The sequence below is a fragment of the Vibrio sp. SCSIO 43133 genome (assembly GCF_023716845.1).
Lineage (GTDB): Bacteria > Pseudomonadota > Gammaproteobacteria > Enterobacterales > Vibrionaceae > Vibrio > Vibrio mediterranei.
The window spans coordinates 1,191,948-1,216,971 of record NZ_CP068024.1; the positions used below are offsets into that span (position 1 = coordinate 1,191,948).

24 protein-coding genes and 1 tRNA gene are annotated in these 25,024 nt (G+C 44.9%); 22 read left to right on the plus strand and 3 right to left on the minus strand.

The window, feature by feature from the left end:
* The first annotated feature begins 180 nt into the window (after window positions 1–180).
* The 18 genes from JKJ11_RS05785 (at window position 181) to JKJ11_RS05870 (ending at window position 17,608) form a co-directional block, all read left to right on the plus strand.
* Window positions 181–1,608 (plus strand): methyl-accepting chemotaxis protein, encoded by a 1,428-nt coding sequence (locus JKJ11_RS05785; protein ID WP_252038867.1) that lies wholly within the window; start codon window positions 181–183, stop codon window positions 1,606–1,608.
* 80 nt (window positions 1,609–1,688) lie between these two features.
* Window positions 1,689–2,306: a Holliday junction branch migration protein RuvA gene (gene ruvA, locus JKJ11_RS05790; protein ID WP_006075044.1), complete on the plus strand. Its 618-nt coding sequence runs from the start codon at window positions 1,689–1,691 to the stop codon at window positions 2,304–2,306.
* 65 nt (window positions 2,307–2,371) lie between these two features.
* Entirely contained in the window at window positions 2,372–3,379 is a 1,008-nt protein-coding gene (gene ruvB, locus JKJ11_RS05795; RefSeq protein ID WP_006075045.1) for a Holliday junction branch migration DNA helicase RuvB, read from the plus strand.
* Between the two features lie 524 nt (window positions 3,380–3,903).
* Window positions 3,904–5,490 carry a cytochrome ubiquinol oxidase subunit I gene (gene cydA, locus JKJ11_RS05800; RefSeq protein WP_006075046.1) on the plus strand — a complete coding sequence of 529 codons (1,587 nt, stop codon included), beginning with the start codon at window positions 3,904–3,906 and terminating at the stop codon, window positions 5,488–5,490.
* A 15-nt stretch (window positions 5,491–5,505) separates the two neighbouring features.
* Window positions 5,506–6,642, plus strand: a complete 1,137-nt coding sequence (cydB, locus tag JKJ11_RS05805; protein WP_031495488.1) for a cytochrome d ubiquinol oxidase subunit II — start codon at window positions 5,506–5,508, stop codon at window positions 6,640–6,642.
* A gap of 12 nt (window positions 6,643–6,654) precedes the next feature.
* On the plus strand, window positions 6,655–6,762 hold the full coding sequence (gene cydX, locus JKJ11_RS05810; protein ID WP_006075291.1) for a cytochrome bd-I oxidase subunit CydX: 108 nt from the start codon (window positions 6,655–6,657) through the stop codon (window positions 6,760–6,762).
* The gene (gene ybgE / locus JKJ11_RS05815; protein WP_006075292.1) at window positions 6,755–7,057 is read left to right on the plus strand and encodes a cyd operon protein YbgE; all 303 of its coding nucleotides are present in this window, start codon (window positions 6,755–6,757) and stop codon (window positions 7,055–7,057) included. Before cydX ends, ybgE begins: the two co-directional genes overlap by 8 nt.
* A gap of 183 nt (window positions 7,058–7,240) precedes the next feature.
* Window positions 7,241–7,660, plus strand: coding sequence for a tol-pal system-associated acyl-CoA thioesterase (ybgC, locus tag JKJ11_RS05820; protein WP_006075293.1), 420 nt, complete (start codon window positions 7,241–7,243; stop codon window positions 7,658–7,660).
* Window positions 7,650–8,336 carry a protein TolQ gene (gene tolQ, locus JKJ11_RS05825; protein ID WP_006075294.1) on the plus strand — a complete coding sequence of 229 codons (687 nt, stop codon included), beginning with the start codon at window positions 7,650–7,652 and terminating at the stop codon, window positions 8,334–8,336. Before ybgC ends, tolQ begins: the two co-directional genes overlap by 11 nt.
* A complete protein-coding gene (locus JKJ11_RS05830; RefSeq protein WP_006075295.1) occupies window positions 8,336–8,779 on the plus strand; it encodes an ExbD/TolR family protein in 444 nt (147 codons plus the stop codon). The genes tolQ and JKJ11_RS05830 overlap by 1 nt, the downstream gene beginning before the upstream one ends.
* Window positions 8,780–8,792: 13 nt before the next feature.
* Entirely contained in the window at window positions 8,793–9,815 is a 1,023-nt protein-coding gene (tolA, locus tag JKJ11_RS05835) for a cell envelope integrity protein TolA (RefSeq protein WP_252038868.1), read from the plus strand.
* Window positions 9,816–9,852: 37 nt separating this feature from the next.
* On the plus strand, window positions 9,853–11,181 hold the full coding sequence (gene tolB / locus JKJ11_RS05840; RefSeq protein ID WP_006075297.1) for a Tol-Pal system beta propeller repeat protein TolB: 1,329 nt from the start codon (window positions 9,853–9,855) through the stop codon (window positions 11,179–11,181).
* A 30-nt stretch (window positions 11,182–11,211) separates the two neighbouring features.
* Window positions 11,212–11,736, plus strand: coding sequence for a peptidoglycan-associated lipoprotein Pal (gene pal / locus JKJ11_RS05845; protein ID WP_252038869.1), 525 nt, complete (start codon window positions 11,212–11,214; stop codon window positions 11,734–11,736).
* A gap of 84 nt (window positions 11,737–11,820) precedes the next feature.
* Window positions 11,821–12,609 (plus strand): tol-pal system protein YbgF, encoded by a 789-nt coding sequence (gene ybgF / locus JKJ11_RS05850; protein WP_006075299.1) that lies wholly within the window; start codon window positions 11,821–11,823, stop codon window positions 12,607–12,609.
* A gap of 371 nt (window positions 12,610–12,980) precedes the next feature.
* Window positions 12,981–14,042: a quinolinate synthase NadA gene (nadA, locus tag JKJ11_RS05855; RefSeq protein ID WP_236110469.1), complete on the plus strand. Its 1,062-nt coding sequence runs from the start codon at window positions 12,981–12,983 to the stop codon at window positions 14,040–14,042.
* Window positions 14,043–14,158: 116 nt separating this feature from the next.
* Window positions 14,159–15,190 carry a potassium channel family protein gene (locus JKJ11_RS05860; RefSeq protein ID WP_062463651.1) on the plus strand — a complete coding sequence of 344 codons (1,032 nt, stop codon included), beginning with the start codon at window positions 14,159–14,161 and terminating at the stop codon, window positions 15,188–15,190.
* Between the two features lie 161 nt (window positions 15,191–15,351).
* Complete coding sequence (locus JKJ11_RS05865; RefSeq protein ID WP_252038870.1) at window positions 15,352–16,653, plus strand: BamA/TamA family outer membrane protein; 1,302 nt, start codon at window positions 15,352–15,354, stop codon at window positions 16,651–16,653.
* Window positions 16,654–16,663: 10 nt separating this feature from the next.
* Complete coding sequence (locus tag JKJ11_RS05870; RefSeq protein ID WP_252038871.1) at window positions 16,664–17,608, plus strand: hypothetical protein; 945 nt, start codon at window positions 16,664–16,666, stop codon at window positions 17,606–17,608.
* 39 nt (window positions 17,609–17,647) lie between these two features.
* Here JKJ11_RS05870 and JKJ11_RS05875 read toward each other — a convergent pair whose 3' ends face one another.
* Entirely contained in the window at window positions 17,648–18,217 is a 570-nt protein-coding gene (locus tag JKJ11_RS05875) for a UPF0149 family protein (protein ID WP_252038872.1), read from the minus strand.
* Window positions 18,218–18,328: 111 nt separating this feature from the next.
* Between JKJ11_RS05875 and JKJ11_RS05880 the strand changes: the two genes are divergently transcribed.
* The 4 genes from JKJ11_RS05880 (at window position 18,329) to JKJ11_RS05895 (ending at window position 23,165) form a co-directional block, all read left to right on the plus strand.
* Window positions 18,329–20,533: a hybrid sensor histidine kinase/response regulator gene (locus JKJ11_RS05880; protein ID WP_107306183.1), complete on the plus strand. Its 2,205-nt coding sequence runs from the start codon at window positions 18,329–18,331 to the stop codon at window positions 20,531–20,533.
* 415 nt (window positions 20,534–20,948) lie between these two features.
* Window positions 20,949–21,398 (plus strand): L-alanine exporter AlaE, encoded by a 450-nt coding sequence (locus JKJ11_RS05885; RefSeq protein ID WP_038223284.1) that lies wholly within the window; start codon window positions 20,949–20,951, stop codon window positions 21,396–21,398.
* Between the two features lie 141 nt (window positions 21,399–21,539).
* Window positions 21,540–21,627, plus strand: a tRNA-Ser gene (locus JKJ11_RS05890).
* A gap of 314 nt (window positions 21,628–21,941) precedes the next feature.
* Window positions 21,942–23,165 carry a tyrosine-type recombinase/integrase gene (locus JKJ11_RS05895; protein WP_252038873.1) on the plus strand — a complete coding sequence of 408 codons (1,224 nt, stop codon included), beginning with the start codon at window positions 21,942–21,944 and terminating at the stop codon, window positions 23,163–23,165.
* Between the two features lie 60 nt (window positions 23,166–23,225).
* Here JKJ11_RS05895 and JKJ11_RS05900 read toward each other — a convergent pair whose 3' ends face one another.
* Together JKJ11_RS05900 and JKJ11_RS05905 are read right to left on the minus strand one after the other, a co-directional pair.
* Complete coding sequence (locus JKJ11_RS05900; protein WP_252038874.1) at window positions 23,226–23,618, minus strand: helix-turn-helix transcriptional regulator; 393 nt, start codon at window positions 23,616–23,618, stop codon at window positions 23,226–23,228.
* Window positions 23,619–24,034: 416 nt separating this feature from the next.
* Window positions 24,035–24,940 carry a hypothetical protein gene (locus tag JKJ11_RS05905; protein WP_252038875.1) on the minus strand — a complete coding sequence of 302 codons (906 nt, stop codon included), beginning with the start codon at window positions 24,938–24,940 and terminating at the stop codon, window positions 24,035–24,037.
* Between the last annotated feature and the right edge of the window lie 84 nt (window positions 24,941–25,024).

Here is a 25,024-nt window from a genome sequence, read left to right on the forward strand (position 1 = left end):
CAAGGGAGTGTGGCGATATAAACGCCATACCGATAATTTTAACGATAGCCAGTCCACACTTTTAGAGCTTTTCGCCTAATTCGCCTTGTTAATTATTTGTTAACTTTCTAATATTGGTCCGATGAGTCAATTCAAAGGACCAAATGTCCGAATAATCAAATAACAAGGAACTCCAACGGCATGTGGCATTATTTTATCAATAATTCGGATAGCCTTTCTCGCAACACCCTTCGTAAAGCGGAAATCACCGCGGTCTTCTCAGTTGTGGCTTTGGTGGTTGGTTTATACAGCGCGATTAAGTGGCAATCCAATGGCCACGCGTCTCTATTTCTCACCTCTATCGCGTTGATCTTAGTCGAAGTTATTGCTTTAGCAGTGCTTCGTTTTAGTAAGATGATCACAATTGCACTGAACATCGGTTTCTTTGGTATGGTGCTGCATGCGGTGAATATTATCTTCCAAAGCGGTGGCATCGTTGATTCGACGCAAGCGTTCTGGGCCCCGCTGTTGATCGTAGCCTTCTATCTTTCCGCATCTCGTATTATGGCATTAACGTGGAGCGTCGGGATTCTAGCGGTATCCGCCGTGATGACCTATTTGCATACTTCCGGCTATCAGTTCCCAACGATTAACTTGTCGGCATCTAAGCAAAATATAGAGATTTGGTCTGGCATGTTACTGCCGCTATTTGTCATTTGCTTCGCGCAAAGTTTTACTTCAAAACAGAAAGAAAGTGCGATTTCACGCGCTGAAAAAGCGCAAAAAGAGAGTGCGTTACAAGCAGAAAAAGCGTCAGAAGGTGAGAAGAAACTTGATAGCATGCTGCTCGCTGTTAACGAAAGCGTTCAAGAGTTAGATGAAGTGATTCATCAAGTGAACACGCAATCTACACAACTGACAAGTAACGTACAGTCACTGAGCCTCAACAGCGCTTCTCAAGCCAGTGCCGCAGAGGAAATGAGTCAGCAATTGGAACAGCTGTCGTCGTTCACCCAAGAGTCGGTCAATTTTATGGAGCAAGTGATTACCCAAACCGACTCAATAAAGCAGCAAGCAGAGAGCAGCTCGGAAATGCTGAATGCTTCGACGCAGGCCATCACCAATATCGATAACAGTAATCAGAAAGTGGTGTCGGTCATTGAGCTGATTACTTCCGTGGCAGAGCAAACTAACTTGCTTGCGTTAAACGCTGCTATTGAAGCAGCAAGGGCTGGTGAACATGGTCGTGGCTTCGCCGTCGTTGCTGAGCAGGTCAGAGAACTGTCGTCTAAAACCAGTAATTCAGTGGATGAGATTCGCACTCTTATCAACAACAGTCAGCAAGAAATCAACTCCGGACAAAAAACCATTCAAACCACAGTCTCTGAGTTGAGTATGATGATAGAACAGGTGCAAACCATTTCTTCAGAAATTACCGAGCTCAGTGAGTTGGTCACTCAGCAGAACTTAGCCATCGGCGAATTAGACCAGGCAAGCAGTGATGTGGCGGAGTCTGTCGTCGGCAGTAAAGCGATTGCCGAAGACATTCAAACGATTAGTGATCAGCTTGGTCAGCAAATCCATGAGGGCACTGAACTCTCCGAGCGCCTACGCTCTGTTATGCCTTAAATTTTACTTAGAATAACTGGATACCTATCCAGTTATTCTATATCCTAAGCCCTATTGCAACTAACATGAGACATTGAACTGTGATAGGACGATTACGTGGAACTCTAATCGAAAAGCAACCGCCAGAACTGTTAATTGAAGTGGGCGGCGTTGGCTACGAAATTCAAATGCCGATGAGCTGTTTCTACGAACTACCTGAAATTGGTCAAGAGGCGATCATTTACACTCACTTTGTAGTGCGTGAAGATGCGCAATTACTTTATGGCTTTAATACCGTCCGTGAACGTGCACTGTTCAGAGAGGTCATCAAAGCCAATGGTGTTGGTCCAAAACTAGGTCTTGGTATCCTATCCGGCATGTCGGCTACTCAGTTTGTTGCGTGTGTAGAACGTGAAGACATTTCTACTCTTGTTAAGCTACCTGGCGTCGGCAAAAAGACTGCTGAGCGTCTAGTTGTTGAAATGAAAGATCGTTTGAAAGGTTGGGGCGCGGGTGACTTGTTTACGCCTGCGACTGACGCTGCACCAGTTGATAGTGTTGGTGCTATGAATGCCGACAACGCGGAAGAAGAGGCGGTCAGTGCACTGCTTGCGTTGGGCTATAAACCTACACAGGCATCAAAAGTAGTTTCTCAAGTTGCGAAACCAGATATGACCAGCGAAGCGCTGATTCGTGAAGCACTGCGTGCTATGGTTTAAGTTGTGAGAAATTAAATCTCACCTTTATTAAATAAGCTGAATGAATAGCAAAGAGACAGCGTGACATGATTGAAGCCGATCGCTTAATAGCGCCTGAAAATCCTGTTTTCAAAGATGAGGACGTGATTGACCGAGCAATACGTCCTAAAAAACTGGCCGATTATGAAGGCCAAGAGCATGTTAGTGACCAGATGGAAATTTTCATCAAAGCGGCACAACTGCGTAATGAGGCGCTTGATCATTTGTTGATATTTGGTCCTCCGGGTCTAGGTAAGACAACCTTAGCCAATATCGTCGCCAATGAAATGGAAGTGAACATTCGCACCACGTCCGGTCCGGTGCTTGAGAAAGCAGGGGATTTGGCTGCGCTGTTGACCAACCTCGAAGAAAATGACGTCTTGTTCATTGACGAGATTCACCGTCTAAGTCCAATGGTTGAAGAAGTTTTGTATCCCGCGATGGAAGACTACCAACTGGATATCATGATTGGCGAAGGCCCTGCTGCACGCTCTATTAAGATTGACTTGCCTCCGTTCACTTTGATTGGCGCGACAACCAGGGCTGGTTCACTGACTTCACCACTTCGCGACCGCTTCGGTATTGTTCAGCGTTTGGAATATTACAAAATTGCTGATCTGCAAAAGATCGTGCAACGCAGCGCGTCTTGTCTTGGCTTGTCAATGGAACCAGAAGGCGCGTTGGAGATTGCTCGTCGTGCTCGTGGTACACCTCGCATTGCCAACCGTCTACTGCGCCGCGTTCGAGATTATGCGGAAGTGAAAGGCAATGGTCATATTTGTGCGGATATCGCAGACAAAGCACTGAATATGCTTGATGTCGATCATCAAGGTTTTGACTACATGGATAGAAAGCTCTTGCTAGCAATTATGGAGAAGTTCGCAGGTGGTCCTGTAGGTCTCGACAACCTAGCAGCAGCCATTGGTGAAGAGAAAGACACCATCGAAGATGTGATTGAGCCTTATTTGATACAACAAGGCTATTTACAACGCACACCTCGTGGCCGTATCGCGTCTGACCGAGCTTATTTACACTTCGGTATCGATAAACATTGATAATTGTCAGATTTCATCCAAATAGTTCCTTTTTGTGAATAATTATTAAGCCGCATTATTGTAAATTTATATTGCAAATATGCGGCTTTGTTTTATTTGTCATATCTATCGTTTTGTGTGATTTGAAGTCCAATTCTGTTTCATATAGCTAACACTTCACGCTATAATCCCTTGCTACTAAAGGGGTATTCCCAATTCTTCCTCCCCTTCACACTTCCCTTAATTTGCTTACATAAATTCATTGAAATTGATCTGCATCAATGTGATTAAAGATCGTACAATCAACTCTTTGTGTTTATTGATGTAAATCAAAGCAACTCTACAAATAAACCTTTTGAAACCGAGTCAATTTAACAGTAATATTAGCGCCAGCTATATTAGCGCAAGCTTAACAATTAACTAACCATTGAGGTACATTTTTGCAACAAGGATGATGATTTGCTCAACAAGTTTAATGTCTATTAAACAAAGTCCTTGAAGCTAAATGTAGAAAGTGTCGTTCAGCTGACACAAAAGGAGTTACCATGATAGACGTTGTTGATCTGTCGAGACTGCAATTTGCACTCACGGCAATGTATCACTTCTTGTTCGTTCCATTGACTCTCGGTATGGCGTTCCTGCTAGCCATCATGGAGTCCCTCTACGTAATGACCAATAAGCAAATCTACAAGGACATGACAAAGTTCTGGGGTAAGCTATTTGGTATTAACTTCGCTCTAGGTGTTGCCACCGGTCTTACTATGGAATTCCAGTTTGGTACCAACTGGTCTTACTATTCCCATTATGTTGGCGACATATTCGGTGCCCCGCTTGCTATCGAAGCCCTCGTAGCCTTCTTCCTCGAATCCACTTTTGTCGGACTTTTCTTCTTCGGATGGGATAGGCTCTCAAAACGTCAGCACTTAGCCGTTACATGGTTAGTTGCGCTTGGTTCGAACTTCTCTGCACTCTGGATTCTTGTTGCAAACGGTTGGATGCAACACCCAGTAGGCGCTGAGTTCAACTTTGAAACAATGCGAATGGAAATGGTGAGCTTCGCTGAGGTAGTACTCAACCCAGTAGCTCAGGTTAAGTTTGTTCACACAGTAGCATCAGGCTATACAACGGGTGCAATGTTCATCCTAGGTATCAGCTCTTACTACCTACTTAAAGGTCGTGATGTTGCATTTGCTCGTCGTTCGTTTGCTATCGCAGCTTCGTTCGGTATGGCATCTATTCTATCGGTAATCGTACTTGGTGATGAATCAGGTTACGAGCTGGGTGATGTTCAAAAAGTGAAACTCGCGGCTATTGAAGCAGAGTGGCACACTGAGCCAGCACCGGCAGCATTTACTCTGTTTGGCTTACCAAACCAAGAAGAAATGCACACCGACTTCGCGGTTAAGATCCCATATGTAATGGGTATTATCGCAACGCGTTCTCTAGATACTCCTGTAACTGGCCTTCGTGACCTACGCGAAGAGCACGTCGATCGTATTCGTAACGGTATGTACGCTTACGAGCTGCTAGAAAAACTTCGTGCAGGTGACCGCAGCGAAGCTAACGTTGCCGCGTTTGATGAAGTGAAAGATGACCTAGGTTACGGTCTACTACTTAAACGCTACACAGACAAAGTTGTTGATGCGACAGAAGATCAAATCCAAGCAGCAGCGGATGACTCTATCCCTAAAGTTTGGCCGCTATTCTGGTCATTCCGTATAATGGTTGCGTGTGGCTTTGTCATGCTATTCGTATTCGGCGCAGCGTTTGTACAAACATGTCGTCAAAAAATCGAGCAGAAGAAATGGATTCTCAAAGCAACGCTATTCAGTATTCCACTTCCTTGGATCGCTATCGAGGCAGGTTGGTTTGTTGCTGAATACGGACGTCAACCGTGGGCTGTTGGTGAAATTCTACCGACTCACGTAGCCGCGTCAGCGTTAACGGTAGGCCAGTTATGGTCTTCACTGTTCGCAATCATTGCCCTCTATACTGTGTTCCTAATTGCTGAAGTTTACTTGATGGTGAAATTCGCACGTAAAGGTCCAAGTAGCTTGAAGACTGGTCGTTACCATTTCGAACAAAATGACGAAACGGTAGAGAACAAAGTTAGTCGCCAAGTAGAAGCGTAAGCAAGGAGAAAAAGAATGTTTGATTACGAAGTCTTACGACTCATCTGGTGGATTCTGATCGGCGTACTATTGGCTGGTTTCGCAATCACCGATGGATTTGATATGGGGGTAGGTGCTCTAGTGCCTATCCTAGGTAAAACGGACAGCCAACGCCGTGTAATGATCAACTCGATTGCCCCTCACTGGGATGGTAACCAAGTATGGTTGATCACTGCTGGTGGTGCGTTATTCGCTGCATGGCCACTTGTTTATGCAACGTCGTTCTCCGGTTTCTACTTTGCAATGATTGTGACGCTAGCAGCGCTATGGCTACGTCCAATCGGTTTGGACTACCGTTCAAAGCTAGAAGACACCAAATGGCGTAACGTTTGGGATATCGCTATTTCAATCAGTGGTTTTGTTCCACCAATCATCTTTGGTGTGGCATTTGGTAACTTGCTACAAGGTGTACCGTTCCAACTGAGTGAATTCATGATGCCAACGTATCATGGTTCGTTCTTTGGTCTACTAAACCCATTTGCGCTACTTTGCGGTCTAGTAAGCTTGTTCATGATCTTGCTACAAGGCTCAACTTGGCTACAAATGAAGACAACAGGTGATATCCATACTCGTGCTCGCAACACAGCACAGCTAATGGGTCTATTGGTTGTTGCAGCTTTTGTAGCAGCAGGTTTCTGGATTCAAAACATCGATGGCTACTCAATCGTAAGCGCAATTGACGGCAATGCAGCATCGAACCCACTTAATAAAGAAGTGGTTCGTGAAGCAGGTGCGTGGATGGCGAACTTTGAGAAGTACCCACTACTTTGGATTGCTCCAGCACTAGGTGTGGTGATGCCTCTACTAGCAGTACTGGCTTCGCGTCTAGAGAAATGTGCAGTGTCGTTCATTGCTTCTTCTCTAGCGAACGGCGGCATCATCTTTACGGCTGGTTTTGCAATGTTCCCATTCGTAATGCCAAGTAGCCTAAACCCTAACCATAGTTTGACTATGTGGGATGCGACTTCAAGTGAGTTGACTCTGAACCTAATGACAGCGGTAGCGTTCGTAATGGTTCCAGTAATTCTTAGCTACACAGCTTGGACTTACTACAAGATGTTTGGTCGTCTTGATGACAAGTTCATCGAAGAAAACAAAAATTCACTTTACTAAGGAGCATTTGATATGTGGTATTTCGCTTGGATTTTAGGTGTATTACTTGCGTGTGCATTCGGCATCATCAACGCTCTTTGGTTAGAGCACAGTGAGATGATGGACGAAGACAGTGAGTAATCTTAACCAACAGTTAGAGCAACTCCACAAACCTGTAGATAAGACGCTATTGCGCGTCTTATCTCTGATACTCGGCTTTGTTAATGTCGGTTTGTTTATGTGGAGTCCAGACCAATACGCTGACGCCATTGGTGGCTTCTCGCCATTCTTAGGATTGCTATTTGTATTGTCTGTTTGTGCCAGCATGGTGTTTGGAGTCGGATTCCGACCGAGGTTCTGGCTCTGGCAAGCGGTGTTCAGTCCGTACTTGTCACTAACTGTGTTGAGTTACTTAACGTTAATGTACGTTATCTAAAGAAAACCCGAGCTATGCTCGGGTTTTTTACCTTTTGAAACAAACAAACTTTCGAAACTGCTAATAACTTCATCAGTTGAGTGTAAATTTTGGCACTTTATTCAAAATTTTTTGTCAGCTCTTATAACAAACACAATCACTTGCGTTATATTAGAGCGCAGTATTCATTAGGAAGTTACCAGTTTGTCTCAGTTATCACCGTATTTCGAATTCCCCATCACCGTCTATTATGAAGACACCGACGCAGGCGGTGTGGTCTACCATTCGAATTATCTCAATTTCTTTGAACGCGCCAGAACCGAGTTGCTTCGTAGCAGAAACGTACACCAACGTCAGTTGCTTGACCAACAAGTAGGTTTTGTCGTTCGTCATATCGATATTGATTTTATCCGCGGTGCACGGCTAGACGACCACCTCACAGTGAAGACACATATTTCTGAATTCAAACGAGCGTCATTAACATTTCAACAAGAAATTGTTGATGAGCAAAATGTGACAATTGCAAAGGCTCTCGTTAAAGTGGCATGTATCGATAATATAAAAATGAAGCCGAAGGCTATCCCTTCGACTATCTTATTGGAGTTAAAAAACAGTGACGGCTGATATTTCGTTTGTGGACCTCATTCTAGAGGCAAGTCTACTGGTTCAATTGGTAATGTTGATTCTGCTTGGGATGTCAGTCGTATCTTGGGCGATGATCATCAAACGCAGCAAGGTACTAAAACAGGCTACTAAAGACTCCGACGAGTTTGAAGATAAGTTCTGGTCAGGTGCCGATCTTTCGCAGATCTACCAAGATGTAAAAAAAAGAAAAGACGACCTTTCTGGTACGGAAGAGATTTTCTATAGCGGCTTCACTGAGTTTTTAAGACTTCGTAAATCTAACGCTGAATCACCAGCTTTCATTATGGAAGGAACGGGGCGTTCGATGCGTGTTGCCGTTTCTCGCGAAGTAGAAGATCTAGAGACAAACCTACCATTTTTAGCAACCGTTGGTTCTATCTCTCCATATATCGGTCTCTTTGGTACCGTTTGGGGCATCATGCACGCGTTCATCGCATTGGGTGAAGTAAAACAAGCAACGCTAGCGATGGTAGCACCTGGTATCGCGGAAGCACTGATCGCAACAGCAATGGGTCTATTCGCAGCTATCCCGGCAGTAATGGCGTACAACCGACTCAGCAATAAAGTAGGCAAGTTGGAGCACAACTACGCGACCTTCTCAGAAGAGTTCCACAGTATCCTGCACAGACAAGCAATGGCGGGTAGGGAGCAGTAATGGCTGGCTACCAACCAAAGAAACGCAAGCTGACATGTGAAATTAACGTCGTTCCGTATATCGACGTCATGCTAGTTCTACTTATCATTTTTATGGTGACATCACCCTTCGTCACTCAAGGTGTGGATGTAGAACTACCAAAAACGTCCACCGCTAAGCCAGCAACAGAGCTAGCAGGTGACAGCGACGCAAGTTTTATCATTGTTGAAGTCGACCGTGATGGTAATTTTGGTTTGAGCGTTAATAACGAAGACATGCAAAGAGGCCTTAGCTTACAAGACATTATTGTTCGCGTTCGAGCTGAGCTGTCGATCAATCCAAACTCGCCAGTGGCAGTAGGCGGTGATGCAGCTACCCCTTACGCAGAGGTAGTGTTGTTGTTAGATGAGTTAAGTCAGGCCGGTATCCCAAAAGTGGGCCTACTAACCGATATCAGGGAATAGTCATCGCAACGGTATGAAAAGCAATAAGAAGAATAACTCTAGCTACGGAAAGCCAATAGCGATCTCTTTGTTTGCTCACTTGATGCTGGTTGTCGCTTTATTGTGGGGGACAGACTTCACGATGAATAAAGCGGAGCCAACAGGCATGGTGCAAGCGGTGGTCATCGACCCTGCTAGAGTGCGCCAACAAGCGCAAGAGATTCGCAAGCAGCGCGAAACCGCAGCTAAAAAAGAACAAGACCGCCTTGATAAGTTACGCCGTGAAAGTGAGCAACTGGAGCGTAATCGCAAAGCAGAAGAAGAGCGCATTCGCAAGTTAAAACAGCAACAAGCGAAAGATGCTCAAGCAGCGCGTGAGGCGGAGAAACGCCGTGAAGTGGAAAGGCAGCGCGCTGCAAAAGCTGAAGCTGAACGTAAAGCCAAAGAAGAAGCTGTTCGTGTTGCTGAGCAACAACGAGTCGCTAAAGAAGCGGCGATAGCTAAGGCAGAGAAAGAACGTATAGAAAAAGAACGAGCGATCAAAGAAGCACAACAAAAAGCCCAGCGTGAGAAAGAAGCCGCTGAACGTGCCGAAAAAGAACGTATTGCTAAAGAGAAAGCCGCTAAAGAAGCAGCAGAAAAAGCCAGAATAGAAAAGGAGCGTTTGCAGCAACTTGAGCGTGAGCGCAAGGAGCAAGAAGCCGCTCTAGATAACATTTTCTCTGGCCTTGAAAGTGAAGCGGCTCTGAATACTAGTGCGCGCTCTAAACACGTTGCATCAGAAGTACAACGTATGGGCGCAATCTACACTCAGCTGATTCAACAAAAGCTGCTTCTAGAGGACAGCTTTCGGGGAAAGCAATGTCGAGTTAACTTGAAACTGATACCTGCGGGTAACGGCGCTATCGCTGGTCAAGTTGCAGTACTCGATGGAGATAGCAGACTTTGTGCCGCGACTAAGCGTGCGATAGCTCAGGTTGGAACCTTCCCGCTTTCAAAAGAAGCGGATGTGAACCAACAACTTAAAAATATTAATCTGACCGTAGTTCCAGAGTAAAAAGGAAGACCTCGTGATTAAGCGAATACTATTAGGAATGGCATTAGTACTGAGCTTCGCTGCTCAGACTGCAAATGCCGCTTTAGAACTTGTCATTACCGACGGTATTGATTCCGCAAGACCTATCGCCATTGTCCCATTTAAGTGGGAAGGTGAGGGAAAACTTCCTCATGATGTTTCGGCCGTGATTGCATCAGACTTACAACGAAGTGGTAAGTTTAGTCCTGTCGCAACCAGTAAAATGCCGCAAACGCCATACGATGCGTCAGACATTAACTTTGAGGCGTGGACATCCATTGGTGTGGATTCGTTGCTAACGGGTACCATCGTGAAAAACGCAGAAGGTAATTACGAAGTAAGCTACCAACTGGTTGATGTGGTGCGTGGTCAATTGACTGGCGGTAAATCCAAGGCTCTAAGTGATGATGGCCAACTGGTTCTGTCGAACGACCACGTCCTGTTCAAGAAGAAAGCAACCGTTCCAGGCAATCGCCTACGTGAATATGCTCACCGCATTTCTGATCTTGTTTATGAAGAACTAACTGGTGAGCGCGGCGCATTCTTAACTCGAATTGCTTATGTCGTTGTTAATGACAAAGATCAGTACCCGTATCAAATGCGTATTGCTGACTATGATGGCTACAACGAAAAGCTCGTTCTACGTTCCAAGCAGCCGCTAATGTCTCCGGCTTGGTCTCCAGATGGAAAAAAACTTGCCTATGTAAGTTTCCAAAACGGGCAAGCTGAAATCTTCATCATGAACATCTATACCGGTAAGCGTGAAAAGATTACGTCATTCCCACGTCACAATGGTGCGCCAAGATTTTCTCCTGATGGCAAGACGTTAGCGTTAACACTATCAAAGACTGGGCAACTGCATGTATATACGTTAAATCTTGAAACAAGAAAACTACGTCAAATTACTAGCGGTAGGTCAAATAATACAGAACCGTTCTGGAAACCAGACGGCAAATCCCTTATTTTTACGTCGGATAGGGGTGGTAACCCTCAGATTTATGAAGTAAATTTGTCCGACGGTAAAACTAAACGTATCACATGGCAGGGTAGACAAAACCTCGGTGGGCAGATCACCCCTGACGGTCGCTACCTCGTGATGGTAAATCGCTCGAACTCTGGATTTAATCTTGCAAAACAAGACTTAGAGACAGGTTCAGTGCAAATCCTCACGAAAACACTGCTAGATGAGTCACCAAGCATCGCACCAAATGGTGGCATGGTGATATACAGCTCTATTTATAACAAAACTAACGTCCTTTCTATGGTCTCCATTGATGGACGATTTAAAGCTAGATTACCGGCTACAAATGGGCGTGTAAGAGCCCCAGCATGGTCACCGTTTTTATAGCAATTAAATTTTTAGGTTAAGGAAATAACAATGCAATTAAACAAAGTTTTTAAGGGGTTGCTAATCGCACTGCCAGTTCTTGCGATGACAGCATGTAGCTCAACTGATGACGCTGCGTCATCAACAGGTGCAGAAACTTCTAACCAACAACATCAAGAAACTGTTGTTGCTACTCCAATCGATGAGAATGCACAACTTTCTGAGCAAGAGCTAAAAGAAAAAGCGCTTCGTGAAAACCAAACTATCTACTTTGCGTTCGATAACTCTACAATTGCTGGTGACTACGAAGATATGCTTGCAGCACACGCAGCGTACCTAAGCAAAGACCCATCACTAAAAGTGACTATCGAAGGTCACGCTGATGAGCGCGGTACTCCTGAGTACAACATCGCACTAGGTGAGCGTCGTGCACAAGCTGTAGCTAAGTACATCCAAGCTCTTGGCGTACAAGCTGACCAAATCTCTATCGTAAGCTACGGTGAAGAGAAACCACTAGTACTAGGTCAATCTGAAGACGCGTACGCGAAAAACCGTCGCGCAGTTCTAGTTTACTAATTCAATCTGCTTAAGATTGTTGAGTCGCAGCCCTTGCGCTGCGACTCATTGTTTTAAGCCACGGCAATTGAGGTAATAACCTTTATGAACAGTAACATTAAGCGCGTTGTTACGCTTACGTTACTAGCCGGCGCAGCAAGCACAGCTTATGCGACAAAAGCACCGGTTACCGACTTGAGCGCAACATCTTCCTCGGCAACTGCTGCCTCTATTTCAGCAGCCCATGCTGCAACCAATGAAACTGACGTTCAACGCTTAGAACGTCTGCTTCAGAACCGAAACCGAGTTCAGTTGCAAATGCAGCAACAGCTCGATGAAATGACGCAAGAAATCGCAACTCTACGTGGTCAGCTAGAACGCAACAGCTACGATATGGAGCAAATGTTGCAGCGTCAGAGAGAACTATTCATTGAGATCGACAAACTTCGCTCTCAAGCAAGCACGGCCGCAGTCCCAGTTCCTGTAGCAAAAGACAGTACAGCACCTCAAGGCAAATTCAGCACAGACGCTGATGAGCAAACCGCCTATCAAAATGCTGTAGACCTTATCCTGAAGAAGCGTGACTACGCCGGTGCTATCGAAGCATTCAAGCAATTCCAAAAAGACTATCCAAACTCAACCTTTATGCCGAACACGCATTACTGGTTAGGTCAGCTTTACTTTGCTAAACGCCAAGATTCAGAAGCAGAAAAGAGCTTTAAAGCGGTATTAGGCTTTAAAGAATCCAACAAACGTGCAGATGCACTAGTTAAATTGGGCGATCTAGCGAAGCGCGGCAACAAAGCAGCAGAAGCGAAAAAGTACTACGAGCAAGTAATTGCTGAGTACCCAGGTAGTTCTTCTGCGAAAGTTGCTCAGTCTAATTTGAAGTAATAATCAGATAGGTGCGTTGTCGCTTTTATAGCCGGGCGCCTGCATTGGCGGGCGTTCACCTAAAGCGAACCCAACCACCCAAGGCTCGTCATTCCTGCGCAGGCAGGAATCTACTCAAAGCGCGTTCAGTGCTCGCTGGAATAAGACCCCTGCCTCCGCAGGGGGGCGCCCAAAATTAACTGCTGTGGCAGTTGTGGATATAATTGCTTTCTCTTCCAACCTCAACGCTTCATTACAACCCATCACACTCTTAGCCCGATGCGGCCACTTTCTATTCAACTTTGGTCGATTACCTCAGGCCTGCCTTTGTCCTTGTAGGAATATCCGTGTACAATGCTCCGACTATTTGGAAGTAGCATAGAGCATGCGCTATGAGCCACATCTTAGACACTATTGATACGGTATATCCGTTTCCCCCTAAGCCTGTTCCTCTAAGTGATGACGAGAAACAGCAATACATTGCAAACATCAAAACGCTATTAAAACAAAAAGACGCGGTTTTGATTGCACACTATTACACCGATCCTGAAATCCAAGCTCTTGCAGAAGAGACGGGTGGTTTCGTGGGTGACTCTCTTGAAATGGCGAAGTTCGGTAACCGCCACGGTGCGTCGACGTTGATCATTGCTGGCGTTCGCTTTATGGGTGAATCAGCAAAAATCCTAACGCCAGAAAAACGCATTCTGATGCCAACTCTAGAAGCGGAATGTTCTCTAGACCTTGGCTGTCCTGCGGACAAGTTCACTGAATTCTGCGATGCGCATCCTGACCACACGGTTGTGGTTTACGCCAACACCTCTGCAGCCGTAAAAGCACGAGCTGACTGGGTTGTGACATCAAGTATCGCCCTTGAAATCGTTGAGCACCTAGACGCTGAAGACAAACCAATTATTTGGGGCCCAGATCGTCACCTAGGGTCGTACATCGCGAACCAGACTGGTGCAGACATGCTTTTATGGCAAGGTGAGTGTATCGTCCATGACGAGTTCTCGGCTAAAGCATTGAAAGACATGAAGTCAGTTTATCCAGACGCAGCGATTCTGGTACACCCGGAGTCTCCGGCTAGCGTAGTTGAACTGGCGGATTCTGTTGGTTCTACCAGCCAGCTAATCAAAGCAGCCAAAGAGCTACCGCACAAGCAGATGATTGTTGCGACCGACAAAGGCATTTTCTTCAAAATGCAGCAAATGGTGCCAGAGAAAGAACTGATCGAAGCACCAACAGCAGGCGCAGGTGCAACATGCCGCAGCTGTGCACACTGTCCTTGGATGGCGATGAATGGTCTACGTGCCATTGAAAAAGCATTGAAAGACGGCGGTGAAGAGCACGAAATCTTCGTAGACGACGAGCTACGCGTTAAGTCGCTGATTCCTTTAAATCGCATGTTGGACTTTGCTGAGCAACTGCAAATTAAAGTGAAAGGCAACGCGTAACCACTAAAGTTAACGCCGTTCTCAAAAAACCAGTCTTCGGACTGGTTTTTTCGTATATGTTGTTCGCCATTTTCATATATGCTTAACACATAATCCGTCTACGAATAGGGAAGTCAGTGGCGATTTGGTTACAACTTAGAAAATGGTTTCATTCTCATCTGTTCGAACTCAGGTTTAAAAGCTTAGCGGCCGCCATTTTGCTTTATGCTGGCTTATCATGGGTATTACTCAGAGCCAGTGGCGAAACAGACCTGACGGTTCCTATTTCTCAATTCATCTATTTTATTGTCGTTACCGCTTCAACGGTTGGTTATGGCGACTTATCTCCAACGACAGAAGCAGGTCGTTGGGTAGCTATCTTATTTGTCATCCCTGGGGGACTGATGTTGTTTGCGGCGTTACTTGGCCGTTTAGCAGCACTCGGGCTCGATTCTTGGCGTTCTGGACAACTCGGTAAAAGGAAAGTAACTGTGGAAAATCATATTCTAATGTTGGGTTGGAATGGTCAGCGTACTATTCATCTTATTCGTATGTTGCAACATGAAGAAACAGGTCGCAGACCTATAGTGTTGTGCAGTCGTTCGGATATCGAAAACCCGCTTCCCGGTGAGATTTCTTTTGTCAAAGTGAACAGCTACACCGACGGACGAGAAATGGAAAAAACCAACATCGAAACCGCTAGTTGTATTCTTATTGATAACCCCGAAGACGATATAACCCTCTCTGCGGCGCTTTATTGCTCAAACCGCAACCCTAATGCTCACCTGCTGGTTTATTTCAAAGACGAAGCGCTGAGCGACCTTCTACATCAACACTGTCCAAACTCTGAATGCATCCCAGCTGTAGGAGCGGAAATGCTTGCTAAGGCTGCGGTTGATCCTGGTTCAAGTGCCTTACATCAAGAGCTATTAAGCTCAACACGAGGCATGACGCAATACTCGGTTCACTACCCAAGCGATGCTCCAGACTCATCGGTCGAAGCCTTGTTCAACTGGATGAAAGTAGAGTACCAAGCGACTTTAATCGCAGTGGATGTAGGAAATGGCATCATTCTTAACCCAGATCTCGAACAATCCATTTCCGCAGGCAATAAATTGTTCTATATCGCCGACGAGCGAATTGACAATTTTTCTTGGAAAAACCTGTAGCCACAAGCCTATGTCATCAAATTGTTCATCGATATTTAAAATGTGAATAATTTGAGAAAGAAAAATATCTTGATACGGAAATGTGTTCTGTTTATTATGCGCGCGCTTTTTTGAAAAAATGAATGAACGTTCATTCATTGATTATGGGAACCTTACAATTCATGCGCGTAAATTTGCTGTCGCTACTTGTCCTTTCTGCTATTGCACCATCTATTGTGGCCGCGAAAGAAGATGTCGTTATACCTAGCTATGCTCAACTTGAAACCAAGAAAGAAGACATGGTGTTCGAACACGACGTTACTAAAGCAGACGCTAAGGTAGACGAATACGATGACGCTATCTCAAAACTAAAAGACGACAACACCGATAGCCGCTATTCAGAGACCATCTCAGATCTAAAGTACGCAAAAAAATACTACCGTGAAGTGAATGGGTTACCCATGTTCAGCTTCCTAGGTGGACCTGCATTTACTCCGGAACAAGGTGTACTTGTTGCGGTAGGTGGTTTGTATTCATTCAAAACCGACCGTGAACAGCAACAACTGCAACGCTCAAGTGTCTCGGCATTTATCATCGGTAACTATGTTGATTCGGAAGTAGGTTATGGTTTACGAGCTAAACATGACCTGTTTTGGAATAACGATGATATTCAATTCCAAGGTGCATGGAACGCAGGTACTCAAGGCAAACACTATTGGGGCATCGGCTATGATGCCGCGCAACAGTTTGATTTTGGCGATGTCACTCAATACAAAGCCAACACCAACAATTATAAAGGCAATTTGATCTTTCGAATGGTCGACAACTGGTTTGCAGGCCCCGCAATTAAGCTGAATTACTTTAGTCCAACCACTGAACCTGATTCGGCGGTATTGGATGAGAACTTTAACGAGTTCAAAGATAAGCCTTTCACATGGGGTCTAGGTGGCAGCATTCAATACGATTCTCGTGACGTTGCCGTTAACCCTTGGAGTGGCTCTTTGTTTAGAACAGAGGTGCTGCTGTATAGCGAAGCACTAGGCAGTCAAGCTGAGTACCAGAAACTGGACGTGGAATATCGAACTTTCCACAGTTTCCAGAAGGGTCGAGTGTTGGCAGTGCTAGGTCGATTCCAACAAGCTTTTGGCGATACGCCGTATTACGACATGCCTGAACTAGGCGGCGCAAACTCGATGCGCGGTTACTATCAAGGCCAATATCGTGACAAGGTGACGGCAGAAGTAACCGCTGAATACCGACATACATTCCGTCGTAGCTCAGGCGCGCTATCTAACCATGGCATTACCGCATGGACGGGCGTGGGCTCGGTGGGAGAGTCTGTCGAAGATTTGTCGGGACACGCTATTTTGTCTTATGGCATTGGCTATCGCTATGAACTTCAACCGCGCATGAATATCCGCCTTGATTTAGGGATGGGTAAACATGGCTCGGCATTTTATTTCAACTTTACTGAAGCTTTTTAGGTAAACCGTTTTGATTAGATTACTAACCATACTCGTTCTTACATCCCTTTATATGGTATTAAATACTGTATATGCAGCGAGTGATGAACTGAAACAACAAGTAGAAAGAGAGAAGAACCAAGCGCACTGGAGTGGTCTACCGGTTTGGGGTGAGCAGGCTCGTGACCTAGGTTATGAGTTACCGATTCCCGTTGGTTTTGGCATCTATATGAACTCTCAAGATGTAGAGTATGTGGCGACGGATGATTTCAAAATTGACGCAACAGGCGGGCTACTTGGCGGTCGTAACAAGCCTAATCACTATGTCGTACCAGCAGATGATGTATCGATTAAAGGGTCTGATAAGAGTGTTCAGCTTAGACTCGACGCATGGGTATTTCCATTCCTAAATGTTTATGGTTTAGCAGGCTATACCGAAGGCAATAAGGAGATCAGCGCCGATCTTTCCAATGCAACACGTAATGGCAGACCGTTTCCTGTACCAGCGACCATACCAATCAACATCGAATATGAAGCCTACAATTTAGGTATTGGTGCGGTACTTGCGACGCAGTTTGAAGTGATCGATGGATTCAACCCAATTATTGTCACGGCAGCGGGTGCTGTAACCAATGCTTGGACCACCACGACAGACAGTACCATTTTAACCAAAATCGGTGCGGTGCGAGTTGGTCAGCGTTATGACGTACCTTACGGTAAGCTAACGATGTTATTGGGTTATCAGTATCAGAGCATTGAGCAGAACGTGACAGGTAGCTTAACCGACTTGCAAGTTGGTGGTTTGAACCTTGCTGATGAACTGCGCTTTGACGTAAACCTAAAAAGCAAAGAAACATCCAACATGTCACTCGCAGCAGTCTACGACTTTGGCTATGAGAAAGAGTGGAACTTGATGGCGGAATACAGCTTCCTGAACTGGAATCAGCTGATTGTGTCGATGGGTTATCGTTTCTAAAGACAACAAAAAGCTCCTCATTATGAGGAGCTTTTTGCATTACTGCTGCTCAGCCAGTACTGCGCCTTTTTGCGTAATGCCACAAAGCATCATTGGCATGGCATTATAGATTTCAGCAAATTGCTCCAAACCTTCAATACCCTGTGATTGTAGTGTTGCGATAGATGTCTCAGGGTCGTAAAGCATGCTCAATGACAGTAGCACGCCGCCTAACAGAGCGTTGTCTTCACTGTGCTCTGGCATGATGGTTTCCCAGTCATCTCTAGCCAATTGCCAACCTTGAAGAACACCTTCGCAGAAGTCTTTGGTTGCCAACGTCACGATCTCTTCTTCATCTAGATCACAACCTTCCGGCCACTGCCATTCGCCGTCTAATAGAGCAGGGCGAAAATCATTCCATAAACCAATAATTGCTTGTGCGTAAGTTTCTAATTGCTCACCGGATGTGAATGGTGCTACTTCCTCACCACCCCACAGAAACGGTAGCCACTCTTCAGGTGGTAACGTATGTGGCGCAGCGGCCATCGAGGTGACAAAGCCTTGTGTTTGCGCTTCGTTAAGAAGTTTGCCTTCTAACTCAGGAAGGGAAAGTATGTCTTTTAATGTCAAAATGCTTTACCGTAAAGGCGAAAATGATGCTTAATAGTAACAAGCTACAGACGAATAAAATAGACGAAATTATCTGAGTCGAACAAGAAGAAAAGGATCGCTTCTCTAGTTATGGTTATCAACGAGTCTCTCAAAAAGAAAAGTGTCGTCGCGCTAGCGCTGTACCTAGCTCTGTTTATCGCGGTATTCGGAAGCATCACCTATATGGTGGTGGAGTCTCCAGTTCGTGCCAAGCTCGAAGAAAACCTCGATATCAAAAACGAGTTTCTCGCCGCCGAGATCTCAGCGCCACTTTCCAGCTCTGTGGGTGTATTGAAAAGCATCGTCGCTATGGCGCAGTCCATTGAAAACCGCACCGCACTCGATGAAGCACTCTGTCAGGTATTTAAGCTCAATGATGGCATCGCCGTGAGTGGTGGCATTTGGCCTGAACCGTATTCTGTAGACCCCAACATTAAACTCACCAGCCTGTTCTATAACCGTACCAGTGATGGAACGGTGGATAAAATTGATCTTTGGAACAACCCCGAAGCTGACGGTTATCACCTAGAGCCATGGTACACCTCAGTCAAAAACCAGCCTGTGAATACCATTACATGGTCTGAAGTGTACATTGACCCTTATACCCACGTGCAAATGATAACGGCCTCGGCCCCTTACTACTTAAATGGTCAATTTGCCGGAGTCGCCACCGTCGACCTTTCACTAGAAAACCTAGTGAAATTCGTCAAAAGTAAAGCAAGAGAGCACGATCTTGGGGTGATCGTGCGCGATACGAACAATCATGTGATTACCGAGCACAACTTCCGAGTAGGGCGTGATATTTACGTCAGTCAACGTCAATTTGGTGATTTTGATTGGAGTCTAGAAGTCGTTAATGCGAGACGACTGGTATCTGATCAAGTGTCAGACATCGTAATGGCGGTCGAGTTGGGTATCGTGCCGGTCATGCTGCTTTGTTTGATGTTTGGCTATTACCTTATTAGCCAATATCTCATTAAGCCGATTACGGATATTGCTAAGAAAGTCGATGAGTCCAAAGAGGGCGGCAGTATCGATATTAACTATCAAAGCCCGGACGAGATTCGCTACCTAATCGACACCTTCAATGAAAAAACCATTTATTTAGACCAAGAACGCGTCAAAGCGCAGGCTTCCACTAAAGCAAAAACGGCGTTCCTAGCCACGCTCTCCCATGAAATCCGAACGCCGATGAACGGCGTATTGGGCACCGCTCAAATATTGCTTAAAACCGACCTTAATCTAGAGCAGCGTAAACTACTCAAAACCCTTTATGATTCAGGTGATCATATGATGTCTCTGTTGAACGAGATATTGGATTACTCGAAGATTGAGCAAGGTCACCTTGAGCTTGAAAATCGTCCATTCCCGCTGAGCTCCATCATTGGCAGTATGCACAGCGTCTATCACACCTTATGCAATGAGAAAGGGCTACGTTTTAGCGTATTCTCGGAAGTTGATGAAACTCGCTGGTATTCCGGCGATAAAGCGCGCCTTCGTCAAATCCTATTTAACTTGCTCAACAACGCGGTTAAGTTTACTTCGCAAGGAATGGTGGAAGTCTACTTGTCTGAAGAAGTGAATGATGGAGTGACGGCGCTCGTTATCCGAGTTAAAGACACTGGAATAGGAATCTCACCCGACGCGCAAGCGAGAGTGTTTAAGCCATTTGAGCAAGCCGAATCGAGCACTACGCGCCGTTTTGGAGGTACTGGGCTTGGTCTTGCGATAGTGCAAGAGATTACTCACTGTATGGGAGGCAACATCACGCTAACCAGTCAGGAAGGGATGGGATCTGAGTTTACGGTTCGCGTCCAACTTGAACCATGCAAACCAAAAGCGTTAGATGTTCATATTGAACGTCATCTCGACTATCGTGGACTCAAAGCACTTATCGTCGAGGATAATCGCACCAACACTATCATTATCGAGACCTTTATGAAGCGCAAAGGCTTTATCACTTCTTCAGTAGAAAACGGCGAACTGGCACTAAAAGCCGTCTCAACCCAACAGTTTGATCTTATCTTAATGGATAACCATATGCCTGTTATGGATGGGGTAGAGGCTATCGCGGGTATCCGTAATATGCTCGGCCGTGAAAAAGATACCTTGATCTTCGGTTGTACCGCCGATGTCTTTAAAGAGACTCGAGAGCGCATGTTAGGCGCTGGCGCAGACTTTATTGTTGGTAAGCCCATTGATGAAAGAGTATTAGACGATGCTCTGTATCAATACGCCAACAAGCTATTCCAGTTCTCAAGCAAACGCCGTTCGAACGTAGAGCCTTTGCGTTAACCCTTCGTAGTGACGCCGTTATTGGCGTTATTGCACCTTCCTAGCTTGTTATTCAACTCACTAGATTTCATAAAACACCTATTTAAGCGCCATCCATCCCGTAAGCCTAAGTAAACTCTGCTTAGCCAAGAGAATCTTATTGTTTAGAGCTGTAACTATTGTACACAACGTGCCACTAACTCACTGAATATCAGTGGTATAGTCAATAAATGTAATCAAATTACAACAAATAGCGAGTTTATCTAGTTTGAACTTTAAAATTGGTGATTAATTTACTAAGTGACTTTAAATACGGTATGTAAAACTACCAAATTGGTGTTCTAATAGCGACGAAATCTAGATAGTAAAAGATATCTAGTTATATGAATTGCCAAAAGCATTTTTTGATAGTTTATTATTCCGTGAGATTCCTGAATTGAAACCTAAAGCTCCTTTTTGTATTCGTAACGCCGCAGCAGACACTTTTGCTATGGTCGTCTTCTGTTTCGTCTCTGGCATGCTAATCGAAGTATTAGTATCTGGCATGACGTTCGAACAGTCACTGGCATCACGTTTACTGTCGATCCCCGTTAATATTGCAATTGCATGGCCATATGGCGTTTTCCGTGACTGGGCACTAAGACAAGGCGCGAAAGTATCAGGTTCGGGCACCATGAAGGCCATTTCAGACCTAATCGCCTATGTAGCGTTCCAGTCGCCAGTATACGCAGCGATTCTATTTACTGTAGGCGCATCGACTGACCAAATCATCACCGCAGTATCGAGTAACGCAGTAGTATCATGCGGAATGGGCGTACTTTACGGCTACTTCCTAGACCTATGTCGCCGCTGGTTCCGAGTACCAGGTTACTACCAAAGCGTCTGATTTGCCGATCATTTGATCGAATTAATCACAAAGTAAGCAAACAATTAAAAAAGAGCGCTTTTTTCCCGATTTGCACTTGACCCCATCAAGGATAATCATTAAATTAGCGCCTCGTTAGCCAACAGCGCTAACAAACAATACGGTGAGTTGTCCGAGTGGCTGAAGGAGCACGCCTGGAAAGTGTGTATACGGCAACGTATCGAGAGTTCGAATCTCTCACTCACCGCCACATTTAAGAAGAAAGACGTCCTTGGACGTCTTTTTTTGTGTCTAAATCAGTTAGTTATCATCCGACGACGTCCTGATTCTTCAGTAACATCCACGCATTTGATGTATAGCAAAATGTATAGTTAAATTATTTTGCCGGCATGCCATACAGTTTTGAGACAAAAAACGAATACAAACAGTATACGTTTTGTATCGTCACGGGATGTGACTAAATATCTGTTTTTATTAACTTTAATGCTCAAAACTGTATACCCTTTCGCAAGACTTTAACAGGTCTATAAAAACTATACATTTTAGGATGAAATCGAGGGTGTTATGCGTTCAAAATTAACAGCGAAACAGGTCGAGCAGTTAACCGTAAACAGCGGGCAAAATCTTCGTCGGGTGAGTGATGGAGGTGGGCTGGTTCTCGTCATTCGAAAGTCAGGGGTAAAAGCTTGGGAATTTCGTTTTACCAAGCCAAATGGCAAAGGTTCAAATCTTGGGTTGGGGCCTTACCCCGAAATTACTCTTACTGAAGCAAGAAGACGGGCAGCGGAGTTTCGGCGACTGAAAGCTCTAGGTAAAGATCCATCCGTCGAACAACGGAAACGAAAGCTTGATATAAAGCGCGAGGCACACAATACGGTACAGCAAATCGCAGAGTTATGGCTGGAGACGGCATCATCGCGTGTCGCGACCAAAACAGCGACTGGATTTCGTCAAAAACTACGCCTTCACATCTATCCAAAATTGGGGCGTCTACCAATTCAAGAGGTCAAAGCCTCCATGCTTATTGAAGCGATGAAGCCTTTAGAGCGTGATGGAAAGTTAGAGACGATTGGACGAACAATTGCTCTATTTCGTCGGGTTATGCAGTACGCGGTTAATCACGAGTACATAGACCATAATCCAATTGGGAGTATGCGTGACGTTTTCCCCAAACCTCAGCGCCGAAATTTCGCTTGTGTTGATATCAATGAATTACCAGATCTTCTAATGATGGTAGTGCAATCTACAATGCGCCCAGCCAATAAGCTTTTGTTTGAGTTCCAGCTGCACACTCTCACACGTTCAAAGGAGTCTACTGGGGCTCGCTGGGAAGAGATCTCGTTTGAAGAAAAAGTTTGGTACTTACCGGCAGAGAGAGCTAAAAATCGACTGATGCATAAAATTCCGTTGACGCCTGAAGTCATGTCTATTTTGAGGGCTGCGAAACACTTAGGAAAGGGGAGTGAGTTTGTATTTCCGGCGAGGAATAGCCTGGGACGACAAGTGCATCCAGAAACGCTCAATGCGGCTTTTAAACGAATGGGGTTGGGCGGCAAAATGACGTCACACGGGACTCGTTCTCTGGGCAGTACGACGCTCTATGAGCGTACTGATTTTGATTCCATTGTGATTGAAGCATTACTCTCCCACACCGATAGAGATGGTATTAGGGATGCATACAACAGAAACAAGTTTTTTCAAAAGCGAAAGGTGGCGTTGGAGTGGTGGAGTAAACACATTGTTTCACTTACCAAAGGGCTGACAAGCTATTCTCTGATAGAAATATAATCAGTGTAGGTTGGTCGGAGCATGTTAATTCTCAGACCAACCTACCACCTCTAATCTGTACTAATATTGGTTAGTCACTCCACACTCATGGCTTAAGAGCCAGTAGTCAACTTCACTTTTCAGCCACACGGAGACACGTTGCCCAACAGCAACTTGGGGAGGGAAACTTTTGTCAGCTATCAGTGCATAGATTTTAGATCGAGACAAGCCTGTTATAGCTTGAAGTTCGCTCATGCGAATACACTGTTCGTCTTTTACGTCACCACAGTATTCTTGAGTGGTTGGACGCTGATTGATTTTTGATAAGAGCCAGTTATTTATATGTTCCTCGACGTAGTACCGAGTCTTGCCCAAACTAGGTGAAGATACCGGTTCAGGAAGGTCATCCCAATTGTCTAGTGAATGGGCGCTGACAGAAAGCTTTCTCGCGACGTTTGCTTTTTTGATGAGCATCTTACCTCTTTCATCAATGTAGTTTTGTTGATTAATGTCCTTGTTTCCTGGTGCTTCTAAGCGTTCAGTATCTACAAGGCTTTGATGGGAGAGTATGTGTCTTAGAGCTGCATGCCAACTAAAGAATGATGTTTGTTTTAGTATTGTGGAAATATTTCCCACAAGTGAAAAACTTACATCTTGGCCTAGTGACTTTTGAATCGATAACTGCTTAGTGGTGTTGTATAAGGTGTACAGTATGGAATTTCGAGAGGTATTGGTGGGGTGTTTGGCTGTGTATAGTTGATTTGCTTGTGAAGTAGAAGGAAGTAGACAAGCAGACAACAAGGCGTTTGGCTAATTTGGTGCTAAAAATGGCGATAACTCGCCATTTTTTATATAGTTACTTGTTACTAGCCAGTAGAGATCTTTGATGCTTAGCTGCTTGGCTTCAATGCATCATCTAACTCCTCTCTGTAAGCTCCGATGTCAAAATCGCCTTCAACAACGAATCGGTTTAGTTCTTTTGCCTCGATCACAGGTAGTGTGTGGTTGCTATAAAGCTCTTGAGCTAGATACTCAATTGCAGCGTGCATGACATCATCCACGCTAACGCCAGCTAAATTGAACTCCTCGCAATATTCCTGAACACGATCTTCCAGTTCACCAACTCTTGATAATGGCTCGTTCAATATTTCATAGTCAAATTCTATATGACCGACACTCGTAAGCTTTGGTTCATCATCTTCATGTAACTCAGAATCAATGTAATGCCCTAGATCCTGAATAATGTCAGAATCCTGAAAACCACTTACATAACGTCCAACTAAATTTGAATCATCCCACTGAGCTTTGAATACACTCAAAACCTGCTGAAACTTCGATAGATTCTGATCGATGAAGTCGTTAACGTCATTTTTGTGTACCAACGCAGAGTTGAGATAAAAACGCAGTACCAGATTATACCAAACTTCAGCTGGGGCGCCGGAGCCAACTTCACTAGAGTAGCCTGCATTTACTGCTCCCGATTCTATGTCTAGTGTGATAAATGCAGGTTGCGGTTCGTGCTGCGAATCAAAGTGATGAAAGAAGGGATAATCGTCTAATGCATCGAGTGACTTTGTCAAAGCGTTGTATGCCTTCAACACTTTTGGCAATTCTTTTTGTGGCGATTGCAGTTGATGGTCGCAGTCTGAGACTGACACGGTAAAATCAGCATTTATCCATTTCGTAACTTGTTGCTCTGTCACACCTGCGGCTATTGCGAATGCTGCCAGAGCGCCTTTGTGTTCCCCATAGAAATATGAGATATATTGCTCAAGAGTTAGTAGTTTAACTTCCATTGTTTTTCTCCATATTTATTTCACCGATGAAAACATTCTCGCAACTAAATACAGCTATCTGTTTACTCAGAGCTATAAAAGTTG

What these genes read in the sequence shown, in the direction of transcription:
- JKJ11_RS05785 (WP_252038867.1), top strand. Translation starts at nt 181, where the DNA reads ATGTGGCATTATTTTATCAATAATTCGGATAGCCTTTCTCGCAACACC.
- ybgF (WP_006075299.1), top strand. Translation starts at nt 11,821, where the DNA reads ATGAACAGTAACATTAAGCGCGTTGTTACGCTTACGTTACTAGCCGGC.
- JKJ11_RS05895 (WP_252038873.1), top strand. Translation starts at nt 21,942, where the DNA reads ATGCGTTCAAAATTAACAGCGAAACAGGTCGAGCAGTTAACCGTAAAC.
- cydA (WP_006075046.1), top strand. Translation starts at nt 3,904, where the DNA reads ATGATAGACGTTGTTGATCTGTCGAGACTGCAATTTGCACTCACGGCA.
- cydX (WP_006075291.1), top strand. Translation starts at nt 6,655, where the DNA reads ATGTGGTATTTCGCTTGGATTTTAGGTGTATTACTTGCGTGTGCATTC.
- tolA (WP_252038868.1), top strand. Translation starts at nt 8,793, where the DNA reads ATGAAAAGCAATAAGAAGAATAACTCTAGCTACGGAAAGCCAATAGCG.
- JKJ11_RS05905 (WP_252038875.1), bottom strand. Translation starts at nt 24,940, where the DNA reads ATGGAAGTTAAACTACTAACTCTTGAGCAATATATCTCATATTTCTAT.
- nadA (WP_236110469.1), top strand. Translation starts at nt 12,981, where the DNA reads ATGAGCCACATCTTAGACACTATTGATACGGTATATCCGTTTCCCCCT.
- JKJ11_RS05900 (WP_252038874.1), bottom strand. Translation starts at nt 23,618, where the DNA reads ATGCTCATCAAAAAAGCAAACGTCGCGAGAAAGCTTTCTGTCAGCGCC.
- JKJ11_RS05830 (WP_006075295.1), top strand. Translation starts at nt 8,336, where the DNA reads ATGGCTGGCTACCAACCAAAGAAACGCAAGCTGACATGTGAAATTAAC.
- cydB (WP_031495488.1), top strand. Translation starts at nt 5,506, where the DNA reads ATGTTTGATTACGAAGTCTTACGACTCATCTGGTGGATTCTGATCGGC.
- ruvB (WP_006075045.1), top strand. Translation starts at nt 2,372, where the DNA reads ATGATTGAAGCCGATCGCTTAATAGCGCCTGAAAATCCTGTTTTCAAA.
- pal (WP_252038869.1), top strand. Translation starts at nt 11,212, where the DNA reads ATGCAATTAAACAAAGTTTTTAAGGGGTTGCTAATCGCACTGCCAGTT.
- tolB (WP_006075297.1), top strand. Translation starts at nt 9,853, where the DNA reads ATGGCATTAGTACTGAGCTTCGCTGCTCAGACTGCAAATGCCGCTTTA.
- JKJ11_RS05865 (WP_252038870.1), top strand. Translation starts at nt 15,352, where the DNA reads ATGCGCGTAAATTTGCTGTCGCTACTTGTCCTTTCTGCTATTGCACCA.
- JKJ11_RS05880 (WP_107306183.1), top strand. Translation starts at nt 18,329, where the DNA reads ATGGTTATCAACGAGTCTCTCAAAAAGAAAAGTGTCGTCGCGCTAGCG.